The sequence below is a fragment of the Blastopirellula marina DSM 3645 genome (genome assembly GCF_000153105.1).
Taxonomy (GTDB): domain Bacteria; phylum Planctomycetota; class Planctomycetia; order Pirellulales; family Pirellulaceae; genus Blastopirellula; species Blastopirellula marina.
This window is the reverse complement of sequence record NZ_CH672376.1, coordinates 590,582-604,646: the sequence shown is the minus strand read 5'-3', so window position 1 is coordinate 604,646 and position 14,065 is coordinate 590,582. Positions and strand designations below refer to the sequence as shown.

9 protein-coding genes are annotated in these 14,065 nt (G+C 57.8%); 3 read left to right on the top strand and 6 right to left on the bottom strand.

What is annotated here, in order from left to right; translation table 11 throughout:
- Positions 1 to 84: 84 nt before the first annotated feature.
- Positions 85 to 1,218 (bottom strand): formylglycine-generating enzyme family protein, encoded by a 1,134-nt coding sequence (locus DSM3645_RS04105; protein WP_002650766.1) that lies wholly within the window; start codon positions 1,216 to 1,218, stop codon positions 85 to 87.
- 235 nt (positions 1,219 to 1,453) lie between these two features.
- On the bottom strand, positions 1,454 to 2,068 hold the full coding sequence (locus DSM3645_RS04100) for a hypothetical protein (RefSeq protein ID WP_002650765.1): 615 nt from the start codon (positions 2,066 to 2,068) through the stop codon (positions 1,454 to 1,456).
- Positions 2,069 to 2,367: 299 nt separating this feature from the next.
- Here DSM3645_RS04100 and DSM3645_RS04095 point away from each other — a divergent pair, with 299 nt between their 5' ends.
- On the top strand, positions 2,368 to 3,492 hold the full coding sequence (locus DSM3645_RS04095; RefSeq protein ID WP_116344363.1) for a prenyltransferase/squalene oxidase repeat-containing protein: 1,125 nt from the start codon (positions 2,368 to 2,370) through the stop codon (positions 3,490 to 3,492).
- Positions 3,493 to 3,721: 229 nt separating this feature from the next.
- On the opposite strand, the gene DSM3645_RS04085 is transcribed toward DSM3645_RS04095, so the two are convergent.
- Positions 3,722 to 7,042 (bottom strand): efflux RND transporter permease subunit, encoded by a 3,321-nt coding sequence (locus DSM3645_RS04085; RefSeq protein WP_002650763.1) that lies wholly within the window; start codon positions 7,040 to 7,042, stop codon positions 3,722 to 3,724.
- Complete coding sequence (locus tag DSM3645_RS04080; protein ID WP_081444710.1) at positions 7,039 to 8,775, bottom strand: HlyD family secretion protein; 1,737 nt, start codon at positions 8,773 to 8,775, stop codon at positions 7,039 to 7,041. Before DSM3645_RS04080 ends, DSM3645_RS04085 begins: the two co-directional genes overlap by 4 nt.
- Positions 8,776 to 8,870: 95 nt before the next feature.
- Between DSM3645_RS04080 and DSM3645_RS04075 the strand changes: the two genes are divergently transcribed.
- Together DSM3645_RS04075 and DSM3645_RS04070 are read left to right on the top strand one after the other, a co-directional pair.
- Positions 8,871 to 9,491: a TetR/AcrR family transcriptional regulator gene (locus DSM3645_RS04075; RefSeq protein WP_002650761.1), complete on the top strand. Its 621-nt coding sequence runs from the start codon at positions 8,871 to 8,873 to the stop codon at positions 9,489 to 9,491.
- 71 nt (positions 9,492 to 9,562) lie between these two features.
- Positions 9,563 to 9,889, top strand: a complete 327-nt coding sequence (locus DSM3645_RS04070; RefSeq protein WP_002650760.1) for a hypothetical protein — start codon at positions 9,563 to 9,565, stop codon at positions 9,887 to 9,889.
- Positions 9,890 to 10,028: 139 nt separating this feature from the next.
- On the opposite strand, the gene DSM3645_RS04065 is transcribed toward DSM3645_RS04070, so the two are convergent.
- Together DSM3645_RS04065 and DSM3645_RS04060 are read right to left on the bottom strand one after the other, a co-directional pair.
- Positions 10,029 to 11,483, bottom strand: coding sequence for a catalase (locus tag DSM3645_RS04065; RefSeq protein WP_002650759.1), 1,455 nt, complete (start codon positions 11,481 to 11,483; stop codon positions 10,029 to 10,031).
- Positions 11,484 to 11,794: 311 nt separating this feature from the next.
- Complete coding sequence (locus tag DSM3645_RS04060) at positions 11,795 to 14,062, bottom strand: glutamine amidotransferase (protein ID WP_002650758.1); 2,268 nt, start codon at positions 14,060 to 14,062, stop codon at positions 11,795 to 11,797.
- Positions 14,063 to 14,065: the final 3 nt, after the last annotated feature.

The window sequence follows — 14,065 nt, the reverse complement described above, 5'->3', positions numbered from 1 at the left end:
AAAAGCGATGACGAGAATCGCCGGCGCAAAAAAAACGCCGAGGGATAAACCCGCGGCGTTGTGTGGATAAGGCGCGTGCGACGGTTAGTCGGCGACCTTTTTGATCGCGGCCGGCAACTTTTCGTCGACCAAGCCCAGCACGCCGCGGCCGCCGCCCAGACGATCGTTGACGTCAAACTGTAGGAACTCGGGAAGCGAGTCCCAGTATTTGACCATCTCGGCCTTGGGCAATTTGGTTAGCGGCCGCATCAGGCGGAAACCGACGCAGGTCGCCGGGTATTCCGTGAACCACCACGGGCTGAGCGGAATGTTCGGATCGGAAGCTTTCCAATCGTCATCATGCGAACCCAGCTTGGAGGTAACCTTACAATTTTCGGCGTCGTCGTCCCACGAACCTCCCTTGGTGCAGAGCGGGAACGGTTTGGTCGGCCATTGAATCGCTTCAGCGACGGTGACCGTCTTACCGGCCAGCGTCTCTGGCGGCGCTTCGGTATAGGCGTCCAACACCCATTCCCAAACGTTGCCGTGCATATCGTACAAGCCGTAGGGATTCGGCTTCTTTTCGCCCACCTTGTTTTGAGCCCCTTCCGAGTTTTCGACATACCAAGCGTAATCGCCGATCTTGTCGACATCGCCAAACGAGTAGGGCCCGGCCACGCCGCCGGCGGCCGCATGTTCCCATTCGGCTTCGCTCGGCAACCGGTATTGGTCGCCGGTGACGCCGCTCATCCATTTGCTGTATTGCATCGCCGAGTACTGCGTCATGGTAACGGCCGCTTGCAGCGGGTCTTCCCCATTCTCAAAGGTGAAGCTCGGTTCGTACAACGGTGTTGGGATCGTCACGGCGTCAACTTTATTGTCGTCCGTGACCAGGCGATCTCCGTTGCCTTCGATCTTCTTGAAAATGTCATAGAGCTCCATGAACTCTTTGTACTGCGCCCAACTCGTTTCGGTCTTCGACATCCAGAACGGCTCGATCTTGACCGTATAGGCGGCGGCGCCTTCGCCCATGACGCGAGTTCCGCCGGGGACGGGAACCATCGACAGTTTGACCTGGGTTCCAGGGACGTCGATTTCGTAAGGGACCATGAAGCCGCCGTCGATTTCGACAAACGGGCCCTCGGCTGGTTTTGTCTTAGAAACGCCAAGCGTATCGGCCGCCGTCGCGGTAGACACGGCCAACAGAAGTGCGATCAAACAGGCAGACGCAATTCGCATGAATCTCAGTTCCGGTGGAGAGTGAACAATTCGCCCTGGTGCATAGCGGCGACCATCAACAGTCGCCCAAGCACTCTATCTTACACTACGCCGGTTCGAGCGACGACTGACGCATTGTCCCAGGAATGGCCGAATTTTGCCGCGATAGCGGCTATTTCGCGCTCTCTCGGCAAATAATTGCGCTGGCGGCGAGTACCGGCCCGGTGGGCGCCGCGCCACTCCCACAGCGACGAAGCTAGTCAGGATTACTAGTTTCGAGATCGATTTCCACGACGTTGTGATTCGCGGCGACGATTCGCCAGTCCGAAATGACGACTCCAACGGCCGGAAAAATCATGTTGCAGGTGAGCCAGGTCGGCGCCGCCGCGATCTTGCCGCGAAAGACGAGCCCGTCGCCGACATTCAGCTTGCGCACCAGCGAAAACGGAATCTCTTCACCGATTCGCAAACCGACAGGCTGCACAAACAAGTTGCGGCGCGGCATCGGCTGATAGATCCAAGTTTCGTTGTTGCCAAACATCGGCGGATGACTGTGCTGCATCGCAATCAATGTGCGACCAGCCCACGAAACGTTGACCATCACTTCGTCGTGATCAAAGTTGCGAACCCCCGCGGTGAACTCCACTTCTCGTCCCACGAGCGAATCGGCGATCGCTTGCAGCTTGATCGCTTCGTCGTGGTAGAGATACGGATTGGGGCGATAGGTCGCCAGCGTCGCGGCCAACTGTCCAAACTGATACAGCTCGTCCATATCGACCAGTTCGACTTCTTCCGCCGGTTGAGCGGCCGAAACCGGAGCAGCGCCAAACCCACCAACGAGAAGCGCGACGAATAATGCAAAACGAGACATGGTTCTACTTTCCGAGGTAGCAAAAAAGCGCAGGTTCCCCCCAGAGGGTTCTCTATTTTAGGTCACGCCGAGCAGCGGCGGCAAAAAATTGAACCTCCCCTGCTGACGGATAAACCGACATACATGTCGAATCCGCCGACAACCGATACCCACGCCCGAAATCAAGGTACAAATAGAGAAGCAAGCGGTCCGACGATATCGCCGCTTTGTAACGGATAATCGGCTTGGCGCGGCAATTGCTATCCTGGCCAGTTGTAATCACATGGCCCCCTGCTCTGTCACATCCCATGGAGAATCGTATGTTGGTGAACCCCTCGGCTTGTCACAAGTTTCTCAGCGCCGTTGTGCCGCTGTTGGTCGTCACCTTGGCGTTTGGCTCGCTCCGCAGCGCCAGAGCGGCCGACGCCGACTATGACGCGGTTGTCGCCAAAGGGGTGAAGTTCCTCTCCTCCAATCAGGCGGACGACGGTTCCTACAGCTCGCAAGTCGGCATCGGCCCGACCGCCATCGCGACGCTGGCCCTGCTCGAACATGGTCGCAGCCCCAATGATCCGCAGATCGCCAAAAGCCTCGCCTATCTCGAAAAAGCGGTCCACGATGATGGCGGCGTCTACGCGGCCAATGGACGGCTCAAGAATTACGAAACCTGCATCGCATTGATGTGCTTCAACAAAGCGAACACCGACGGCAAGTACGACACGATCGTCAAAAACGCCGAACAGTTTGTTCGCGGCGTGCAGATCACTGACACCGATGGGGTCGGGGAAGAAGAGGTCAACTACGGCGGATCAGGCTATAGCGGCAAAACGCGCCCCGACTTGTCGAACACCGCATTTCTGATGGACGCGCTCGTTTCAAGCGGCGCCGATAAAGAGGACGAAGCGATTCAAAAGGCGCTCGTCTTCGTCAGTCGCTGCCAAAACCTGGAAAGCGAATACAACACGACCAAGTTCGCCGGCAAAGTGAACGACGGCGGCTTCTACTACACTCCGGCGGTGAGCGGCGATCAGGGAGATCGCGGGACGCCGGACGGCGGGCTGCGAAGCTATGGCTCCATGGGTTACGCCGGGCTGAAGAGCATGATCTATGCCGGCGTCGACAAAGATGACCCGCGTGTGAAAGCGGTGCTCAAGTACATCCAGAAAAACTTCGACGTCACGGCCAATCCCGGCATGGGTCAGGCCGGCGTTTTCTATTACTACCAAACGTTCGCCAAGTCGCTCGACGCATTGGGACAACCGACGATCACCGACGCGTCCGGCGTCGCTCATGATTGGCGCAAAGAACTGCTGGCCGAACTGGCCAAACGCCAAAAAGAGGACGGCTCGTGGGCCAACAGCAACACGCAATGGCTCGAAGGAGACGCCAACCTGGCGACCTCGTTCGCTCTGCTGGCTCTGGCCGATTGCCAGGAAAAGAAATAGCGCGCTGCCCAAGCCGACGCTAGAAAAAGGAGGGCATGCTTCGGCACGCCCTCCTTTTTTTATGGAGCCCACCGCTGGACTGCGCACCAACATTCTTCGTAGCCCTCGCTTGCGCTTCGGGCTACGAAGAAGGAGAAGCAGGAATAAAAAAGGCTTGCATCGAGGCCATGATGCAAGCCTTTTCCGGTACGCTCGTCGCAACGAGCGTTAGTCCCTTCCTTCGTATTTCTTAACTACTGGGCGCTGGCGTCTCATCTTTCACGAACGGGCGCAGTCCGAAGGTCTCGATCACCACGGCGTACAAGGCCGGTATGACGAACAACGTCAACAGCGTCGCGACCATCAGGCCATAGATCATCAGCCAGGCCATCCCCTCCCACAGCGGACCGCCGGCTAGCGCTAGTGGCAACAAACCGCCTACCGTCGTCGCCGTGGTCAAAAAGATCGGCATCAAACGTTGGCGGCCTGCTTCGACCAAAGCGTCGCGAAACTCGGCTTTCGTCAAACCAAGAATGGGACCGCCAGTCGCTTTTTCAGCTCGCTCGCGAATGACGATATCGGCGAACTCCATAAAGATGATCCCGGCGTTCAGCACGATGCCAAACAGCGACAGTACGCCCAACTGCGGCATAAAGCCGAGCGGATTGGACGTGATCCAAAGCCCAAAGATTGATCCGATCATCGCCAGCGGCAACGTGCCGACGATCACCAGCATCTTGGACAAACTATTGAACTGAATGATCAACAGCAGCACGATGACCACAAACGATAGCCCAAACGATTTAAGCATCTTCCCTTGGGCCTTCATCGACTCTTCCATGGCGCCGCCGATCTCGACGCGAAAGCCTGGCGGCAACTGCGCTATCAGCTCTTTCATCTCTGGCGAGTTCATCACGCGCATCGTGATGTCGTTGCCTGACGCTCCTGGCTCCACGCGTGAACGAACTTCAATCGTCCGGTTCATATCACGACGGTCGATCATCGCCGGCTCCCAGGTCGCCGAGATGGTCGCGACCGCCGAGAGCGGAATTTTCCCGGCGTCTCCTTCGACATAGGCCGATTCGATATCGGCGATCGAGCGCCGTCCCTCGGGCCGCAGGCGAAAGTAAACCGGCACCTGATGATCCCCTTCGCGGAAGGTGGTCAGCAAACGTCCCGAATAAAAGGCATTAAGCGTCTCCGCGATCTGCGAGTTGCCGACACGCGACAAGCTCGCTTTGTCAGAATCGACGTCGACTTGCAGCTGGTAACCTTCGACGCCCCACGAGTCGTTGACGTCCCACGTCTCCGGCTCCGCTTCGACCATCGACTTGACCTGATCCGCCGCTCGATGCAGTCGCTTCATATCGGCGAATCCGTCTCCGACCACGCGCAGCACGACGGGATCGGCCGGTGGCCCCAAGAACAGCTCGATCGGCACGACACGCGCGCCCACAATCGGTTGCAAACCGAGTTGCTCATCCCCCCGCTTCGAGACCGCTCGCAACTTTTCGGCAAACTCGTGCGTCAACTTTCCGTCGGTCGTGTGAATCAAAATTTCCGCGTAGTTCGGCTTACGCGGCTCCGGTTCCCACGACAGATACCAGCGCGAACCTCCTCCACCCACCAAGGTGCGCATGGCAGCCATGCGTTCGCGTTGATTTCCTTCGGCGTCAACATACGGAGAGAGCTCGCGAATCATCGCTTCGACTTCTTTCGCGACGGCGTCGGTCTGCTGGATCGTCGCGATTTCCGGCAACCAGATTTCTACCACAAATTGGTCACGTTCGGTCAGCGGAAAGAATTCGCTACCAACCGGCAACCGCATCGCCAAAATCAACATCAACACTGCGAACCCAATCGTCGCAAACTTGAACCGTAAAGCGAACCGGCCGAGCAATGCGTAGGTCGCGTAGACGATCCCCTGCCCTTCTCCCTGCGGTCGTCCTCCGCGGCGAAATCGCGCGGCGCACCAGACCATCAGCCGCGGAATCGGCGCGGTCGGCTTCGCTGGATCTTTGGGCGCTCGGATAAAAGCTGCGGCCAGGATGACGCAAAAAGTCATCGCCAAGATCCAACTGATCCCCAGCATGACCGACAAGGTGACCGGCAAGCCGTAGATGAACTCGCGATTGGCGCCATCCAGCGCAATCAACATCGGCACAAATGCGGCGATCGTCGTCAACGTGCCGTTCAGCATCGACGCGCCCAACATCTGCGCGCCCGCGACTGCGGCGGCGGTTGGCGACATGCCCGCCATTTGATTGGTGCGGGCCTGATCGCAAATCTGAACGGCGTTGTCCACCAATAGTCCCAACGCGATGATCATCGAGGCTAGCGACATTTGCTCTAACTGCACGTCAAACAACGTGATCACGCCGATGGACGACAGCACGACAAACGGAATGTTCGCCGCCATCACCGCCGCCGTACGAAATCCGACCACCAGATAGACCAAGACGATCACGATCAAGATCGCTTCGATGATGTTGACGATCACATCCCGAATTCGCCCTTTCACGCTGTCGGACTGATCCGAAATGATCGTCACGCCCAAGTCCGGCGGCAACGAGCCGACGACGTTCTGCATTTGAGCAACTTTGGCTTTGGCCGAATCGCAAATCTCAATGATGTTCGAGCCCGACTTCATCGTCACGGCGACCACTACTGCGGATTGTTCCAGTTCGTTGTCGCCGTAACGGCAAATCAGCGGCGGCGGGTCAAGATAATCGCGACGGACGCTCAGACCGAGACTTTCGAGATAGACATGGTTGGCGCCGCTATCGGTGGGCGACAGGGCCGCGATGATCGAATCGAGTTCCTGGACCGCGTCGAGTTCACCACCCGGTTTGACATAAAATCGCCCGTCATCGGCGTCGATCGTGCCGCCGGGCGCAACAATGTTGCGCGCTTCGACCAGCGACTTCAATTGCGACGAGGTCAACTGCAGCTTCGACCAGGTTCCCGCGTCGGTTTCGATATAGATCGCTTCTTCCAAAACGCCGAACCGGTCGACTTTGGCCACGCCTGGCAACAGTCGCAGTTCGTCTCGAATCTGCTCCGAGAAAAGATCCAAGTCGCGCGGCGAGTAAGCGTACGCCGGGTCAATTTCGGCGGCGCCGTTAAGCGGCTTTTGATGCACCGCGAACAAGATGATGTTCGTATCGGTGAACTCGTCATTCACGTACGGCGTGATGTTCGGCTCCGGCATCGGGACATTCCGAACGCGAGCGCGAACCTTGTCCCACGTGTCGTCGACTTTGTTTCCCGGCAGCGCATCTTCCAGCTCGACAAAGATCGTTGAGAGTCCGTTGCTAGAATTCGAGCGAATCAGCTTCACTTCTTCCAGGCCGTCAATCGCTTCTTCCAGCGGATCAGTGACTAACTCTTCGATCTTTTGAGCCGAAGCCCCGGTCCAACGGGTCGCGACGACGCAAACCTTGATCGTAAAGTCGGGGTCTTCACGGCGCGGCATCGTCATAAAACTGACGACGCCCCAGATGACGGTCATCAGCACGATCGAGACGACGACCGTCGGCCGTTTGATCGCGAATTCTGGCAGATAGTTCACTGGGCGGCTCCCGGTTTCTTGATCAACACGATCTCATCGCCATCGACCAGATAATGGACTCCTTCGACGATCAATTGTGCGCCGGCCGCCAAGGTCCCGGACTTGACCGGTTCAATCCGCTGCAGCGCGGCGTCTTGTCGCAACGCCGCGTCAGCCGTCGCAATCGTGACCGGCACTTCGCGCGCGAGGGGGCGATCCGGCGTGGATCGATCTACGACAAAGACCGACGCCTGACCGCTGGCGTGCCGCAGCGCTTTCATCGGGACATACAACCCGCTCCCCGCCGATTCTTCCGAGAGTTCGACGCGCACCAGATCCCCTGGCCGCAACAGCCAGCCGCCGCGATCGTAGAGCAACTTATCGCCGTTCCAATCGTCGACTTCTTGTCCCTCGACGATCATCTTGCCGGCGATCAAATCCCGCTCTGGATCAAAGTTTTGATCGCTGCGAATCGTGACCGGCACAAAGTTCCAGTTTCCTAAAAACGGCACGCTGACCGACTGAGCGTCGACGCGAATCTTCTCGACCGTCAGCACGCGGTTTTTGTTTTCGGAAATTTCCCCCATATGCCGATTGGTCGCTTTCCAAACGAAGGCGCCTTGCGAGTCATGATGAATCGATTCTTCTTCGACAAACAGACGTTGGTCACCGCTCAAAACGGGGCCGATGTTCAGCGGCCAAAGATCGACAGTCCGCGCCACGGGGTATCCATCCAACTCCATCGGCGGCGTCATTTGCACTTCTTCGTTACGAGCCAGCAACTTGACCGTAAAGGTGCGCGTCTGCGAATCGGCGACGGCGTCGGTCAGATAGACAAAGCCGCATAGCTCTTTCCGCGGTTGGCCAGGATTGATCGTATAGATCCGCAGCGAATCGCCATGTTGAAATTTGCGCGACGCCGCGGCGGACAGCTCAAACTCGATCGAGACGGGATCCATCAGCTGCACCGTGATCACCGGATCGCCTGCTTTGACGTAGCTGCCCGGCAGCACATGCGTCTCGGCGACCTGTCCGCGAAACGAGCTGTAGAGCACGACATCTTCTAAATTACGCTCCGCATCGGCCAACTGTTGTTCGGCTTGCAACGATTGGGCTTCCAACGAACGAACTTCCGCTTGTCGTGAGGAGAGCTCGGCTTTGGCGCGCGCGACGTTCGCTTCGGCAGTCGCCATCGTCGTGATCGCTTGATCGAGCGCCGCCTGGGTGCTGGCCGATTTGTCAAACAGCTTTTGCGTGCGAGCCATCTCAATCGCGGCAAGCTGCTTCTCCGCTTCGGCCGCGGCGATGCTGGCCGGAATTCGCTGTTCGATATCTACTTGGACGGCCTCGATCTGCCGGCGAGCCACTTCGACGGCGGCCTTCGCCGACAGCACGGCGATCTGAAAGCGTTCGTCATCCAACCGGGCCAGCGGGGTCCCTTCCGCAAGTAACTGCGACTGGCCATTTTGGGCGACCAAGCGCCCTTCGATCTGTTCGTTCGGCTCAATCACCTGACGAACGCGGCCGTCGACCTCAAAACCAATCTGCTCGGTTTTCCAAGAAACGACCGATCCGGTTACCTCCGAAGCGATTCCAGGTCGCGTTGCATTCAGCGTGATCGTCGAAACGGGACGCGGCGGTTTATGAACTTCCGCAGTTTCGGCCTGCGGCGAGCAGCCCGAAAGCCCCCCCACCAAGAGACCAACCAAGGAGACGAAAGCCGATATATGCGTTAAACTGCGAGTAAAGGCCATAAGATTGCCTTAGTTTGTCAGCGGATTTGCCGAAAAGTAAACCGATCGGTATAGTTTAAGCGTTGCCCTGCAAAAGTAAACCCCAAGGTGTAAGTTTGGCCGTCGAGCTCCCCACCGAATCCCGCCTGACTGATCGCAAACGAGCCGCGATCGTGGCCGCTGCGGTGAAAGAATTTGAAGCATGCGGCTTCGACAACACCAGCATGAACCGGATCGCCGAGACCGCCGAAGTCAGCAAAAGGACGGTCTACAACCATTTTGAGAGCAAAGACGCGCTCTTTCTGGCGATTATCGAAGAGCTGCTCGAAACGACCGAATCGCTGCCGGACTTTCCTCATGAACCAGACCGCAACTTGGCCGACCAACTTGCGGAGAACGCTCGGCATGTGGTCGAGCTGTTCACCTCCAGCAGCTTTCAGGGACTCGTACGGGTCACCCTCTCGCGTTTCTTGATGTCGCCCCATTTGGCCCAGCAGACGATCGGCGATCAGAAACGCTTTCGCGTGCGATTGGTTCGCTGGCTCGAGCAAGCGTCCGCAGCAGGGCGACTTCAAATGGAAGACACGGAGTTCGCCGCCGCCCAATTTTGCGGGCTGCTGCAAGCGTTTACCTTCTGGCCGCAAGTCTTTGGGATCGAACCGATGCCGGCGGCGGCCGAAAAAGAACGGATCATCCAATCTGCGGTCGAGATGTTCCTCAAGCAATACGCCGTGTAGTCAACCGGCGTGGGCAAGTGCTACGATGTCGGCATTGTTATTCGCCTGTCGACCTCTGAAGGATCTGTCCGTTGTCTGAACCGAGCACTTACTTTTTGATGGTCGAGCTAAAACCGACCGCCGACAGCGCCTTCAATCCGGCCGAAGTCTCCGGCATCTTCACCCACTGCTTCGTTCCGACCGGCAACTTCTACGAAGCGGTCAAGCTGTTTGAAGCGTCGATCGCCGAACAGAAACTGGAACTGGTCAACATCGAGTGGTGCATCTTGTTCGACACGTTCGACTGGACGCCGGAAGATATCGCCGTCCACGCGCCGCTCCGCGAAAAGGCGATCAGCAAGAGCGAAGTCTGCTTCGGCGACATGATCACCTGGGGTGAAGATGAAGAAGAGGATTAACGAGCCGTAGGGTCCGCTGTGAGTGCGGACCATCTGAAACGGGGCTGCGACGCGATTTCCTCAAACTTGATCCGCGCAAAAAAAACGCTCCCGGCCGGATTTCTCCGACCAGGAGCGCTGCAGTGTTTCAATCCGTTGACTAACCGCCGCTGACCCCCTTGGCGATGCGATCGCCGATCGTCTTGTCGATGTTGCGCCAATACTCCAGAACGCGGGCCAGCACCGGCTCTTTGACCCCTTCTTTAATGTGTCCGACGACGTTTGACACCAAGCGGTCCCGCGCGGCGTCGTCCATCACTTCACGCACCAAAGTTCCGGCTTGGCCCCAGTCGTCGTCATCGGGGCGAAGCGTATAGGCGGCATGCACAAACTCGCCGTCGGCGCTCCAAACTTCGGCGGCCGGATGCAGCGTGGGATCGGCGGCCGGGCCCCCTTTCGAGTTGGGCGCGTAGACCGGATCGGTCACGTTATCCATCCGCAGCGCGCCATCTTTGCTGTAGCTATGCACCGGGCACTGGGGACGATTGACCGGGACCTGCTTGTAGTTCACTCCCATGCGAGCACGATGCGCATCGGCATAGGCGAACATCCGGCCGAGCAACATCTTATCAGGACTGACGCCGATCCCTGGGACCAGATTGTTCGGCTCGAACGCCGCTTGTTCGATCTCGGTATGGAAGTCGGTGGGGTTCCGATTTAACGTGAGCTTGCCCACTTCCTGTAATGGATAGTCGCTGTGCGGCCAGACTTTCGTCAGATCAAACGGATTGAAGCGATAGGTCTTCGCGTCTTCAAACGGCATGATCTGCATGTGGAGCGTCCAACTGGGATAGTTACCCTGCTCGATCGCTTGGAACAGATCGCGGCGATGATAGTCGGCGTCTTCGCCGGCGATGCGAACCGCTTCGTCCTGGGTCAGAAAATCATTTCCCTGATCGGTGTGGAAATGGTACTTCACCCAGAACCGCTCACCGGCCGCGTTGACCCACATATAGGTATGGCTCGAATAGCCGTTCATGTTGCGCCAGGTCTTGGGAATCCCGCGATCCCCCATCAGCCATGTGACCTGATGAGCCGACTCCGGCGAGAGCGACCAGAAATCCCATTGCATATCATGATCACGCAAACCGTTGTCAGCGCGACGCTTTTGCGAACGGATGAAATGTTGAAATTTCATCGGATCGCGAATGAAGAACACCGGCGTGTTGTTCCCCACCATGTCGTAGTTACCTTCGGTGGTGTAGAACTTCAGCGCAAAACCGCGGGGATCGCGCCATGTATCGGGGCTCCCTCGTTCACCGGCCACCGTCGAAAAGCGAATCAACGTGTCAGTTTTCACGCCCGGCTGAAACACAGCCGCTTTGGTATAGGCGCTGACGTCGTGCGTCACCTCAAAATGCCCAAACGCGCCAGAGCCTTTGGCATGCGGCTGTCGTTCGGCGATCCGCTCGCGGTTGAAATTCGCCATCTGCTCGATCAGATAGTGATCATGCAGCACAATCGGCCCATCGGCTCCGACGGTTAGCGAATGTTCGTCACTAGCCACCGGAATCCCGGCGTCGGTGGTTGTCGGCTGCGGTTTCTCACTGGTCATCTTTCGTACCTCCCTGACACCCTTCGCCGGATGCGCTGTTGACGATGTGAAGCAAAACCGACCTCCCGCGCAAGACGCACGCGCAAGTCGTTCAGCTTACTAAGCGTCATTGTAGGACTCGGGAGGAGCGTTGTCACTGGAACGAAGTTTTCTTCGTTGCCCGAATCGCTCCGTAGTTCGTCATTCGAACATTAGGGCATTCATTCGACATTGGCGATTCGACCTTCGCCATTGAATAGAGAACTCATTTCCCTCGCTTGCGCTTCGGGCTACAAAGAAAAATCGCCGCTGCGTCTGGCCCCAGGCCCTACCTACACCATGCCCCACTTCTTGCGCAGATACCATTCGCCGCTGAGCAAGCCGACGACCAAGATTAGATTCAGCCACGCGTCGCGGGCCGACTCGGGCCAGGTCCATTTGGTTTGGACTTCGATCTCGGTCTCAGGCGGCGACTTCTTCACCAACTCGATCAGTTCTGGCAATTGCTCGGCGGCCCAGGCTTTTCCGCCGGCGCTGGCGGTGATCGCGGCCAGACTGGCCATTTGGGATGGTTTGGCCGAAGGATCGGCGAGTTCCAAATCTTGATCGGCGACAAAAAATCGCCCGTTACCGACGCCGAGCGCTTTCCCGTCGCGCAGCGCCGTGACTTCCAGCATGTAGTCGCCGGCGGTATCGCCGGTTTCGACCGTGCCGATCACCCCTTCATCGCCTGGCGCCAAGCGTACGTTGGTTTTACTGCCGTCAGGTGCGATGAGCGACGCTTGGAACGTCGCATCGGCGATCACATCTCCGGCAGCGTCCCGCGCGCCGGCGTTGAAGGTGAATTGCGACTGCGGCGGGAAGCGGCGCTGCGGCAGTTCGACAAAGACATCGCGGCGTTCTAGCTCTTCTTTCTTCGCCAGCCACAAGATGCACTGCCGCCAAAACCGTTTGTGCAGATCGGCCTTGCCAGACAACGCCCATTGCCAGGTTCCATCGACGGCGAAAGCCAACACGCGGCCGAGACCATACTCGCCGGCGACCAAGATCGGTACGTTGCGATTGGTTTCTAGCAAAACTTGAGCCCGCGGCTTAATCCCTTCAAAATGATTGGCGCCGCGCAGCGGCGGCAACGACTGCCAGGCGTTGTTATTTTCGGTCAGTACGGCGATTGTCGTTAAATAGTGCGGCTTGGTCGGATGCAATGCGAGCGGCCCGGCGACGTGCAGGTCTTCACGAATCGGCGCATCAAAGTCTTGCCCTTCAAAGCGGTTGATCGTGATCGGCAGCACGTCGGCCAGCGGGGTTCGTTGATATCGACCGGCGCCAAACGTGTGAAAGCCTCCCTGCATCATCAGCCCTTTTCCTTCTTCAACCTGCTTGGCCAACAGCGCCAGCGTCGGTTCGCTCAAAGCGGTCGAATCGAGATCGCCGATGATGAAAACGTCGTACTTCCCTTCTTCAATCTGCTTGGTCAGATCGATCGGCCACTGATCGCGGCGACGGCGATCGAGCCATTGAAAATCAATCTGCATATCGGCCGACTTGGCGATTGCGCGGCGCAAATACATTTGCTCATACCGATCGACTACGCGACCTTCGATATACAGCACCTTCAATCCGCCCGAGAGCACATTCAAGTAAGCGTCCAGCCGATTATTCTTGCTGATCAGCTCTCCTTCTTGCGGTTCGACCGCAACGGTCAGCTTGTACTGCCCCGGGGTTTGCGGCGTGAAGCGAAAACCGACATCCAGCGTCTCCTGATCTTTCGTCGATTGAATTCGCTTCGTATCGATGACGGTCGCTTCTCCCTTTTCGTTTTCGAGGATCAGCTGCACCGGCACCGGGCGATTGGCCATCCCTTGAATGTGAATCGCCGCCTGAACGACCATCTCGTTTTTGACGAAGACGGTAAACTGATCGGCCAACGTCTTGATCGCCACATCGCGGGCCTGCGACGGGTCGATCGCTTGACCAAATGTCAGCGTATGCAGCGGCACATCCAGCCGCGCCAAATCGCGGGCCGCTCGTTGCAATTCAACCCGCGGAGTAAAGACGCGCTGTGCACCATCGGACAACAGCACGACACCGGCCAGTTTTTTGCCGGCCATCTGCCGCACCACATCATCCAGTGACGAACCAATATCGGTAAAGCGGCCGACGGCGTCTGTGGGAAATGCAATCTTGCCATTTTCAAACGCGACGCGTTCGGCTTGTGAATCAAACGAATAAACCGCGACCTCAATGTTCTGACCGAGTGACGCGAGATCGGACTGCACCCCTTTCAGCGCCTCCTTCACCGCGTCATAGCGAGTTTCGCCAGAGGATGAGTCGGGGATCGACATGCTTTGACTGACGTCGTACATCACGACCAACGTCGCCGTTTGCGGTCGTGTGGTGGTCGTCAACCAGGTCGGCCGCAACATGGTCAGCACCAGCAGTGCGATCGCGCCAAAACGCAACAGCGCGATCAGTCCACGCCGACGTTCGGTGGTCGAGGCAAACGAAGGCGCGATCGCCAACAGCGCTACCAGGATCACTGCCGTAATGAACACGACCGTAAGGCTATCGAACGTTGGTTGCAGGTACCAGCCAGACATGCG

Bases quoted from the DNA above. Each gene is read 5' to 3' on its own strand.
- DSM3645_RS04105 (WP_002650766.1), bottom strand. From the start codon at position 1,218: ATGCGAATTGCGTCTGCCTGTTTGATCGCACTTCTGTTGGCCGTGTCT.
- DSM3645_RS04100 (WP_002650765.1), bottom strand. From the start codon at position 2,068: ATGTCTCGTTTTGCATTATTCGTCGCGCTTCTCGTTGGTGGGTTTGGC.
- DSM3645_RS04095 (WP_116344363.1), top strand. From the start codon at position 2,368: ATGTTGGTGAACCCCTCGGCTTGTCACAAGTTTCTCAGCGCCGTTGTG.
- DSM3645_RS04080 (WP_081444710.1), bottom strand. From the start codon at position 8,775: ATGGCCTTTACTCGCAGTTTAACGCATATATCGGCTTTCGTCTCCTTG.
- DSM3645_RS04065 (WP_002650759.1), bottom strand. From the start codon at position 11,483: ATGACCAGTGAGAAACCGCAGCCGACAACCACCGACGCCGGGATTCCG.
- DSM3645_RS04060 (WP_002650758.1), bottom strand. From the start codon at position 14,062: ATGTCTGGCTGGTACCTGCAACCAACGTTCGATAGCCTTACGGTCGTG.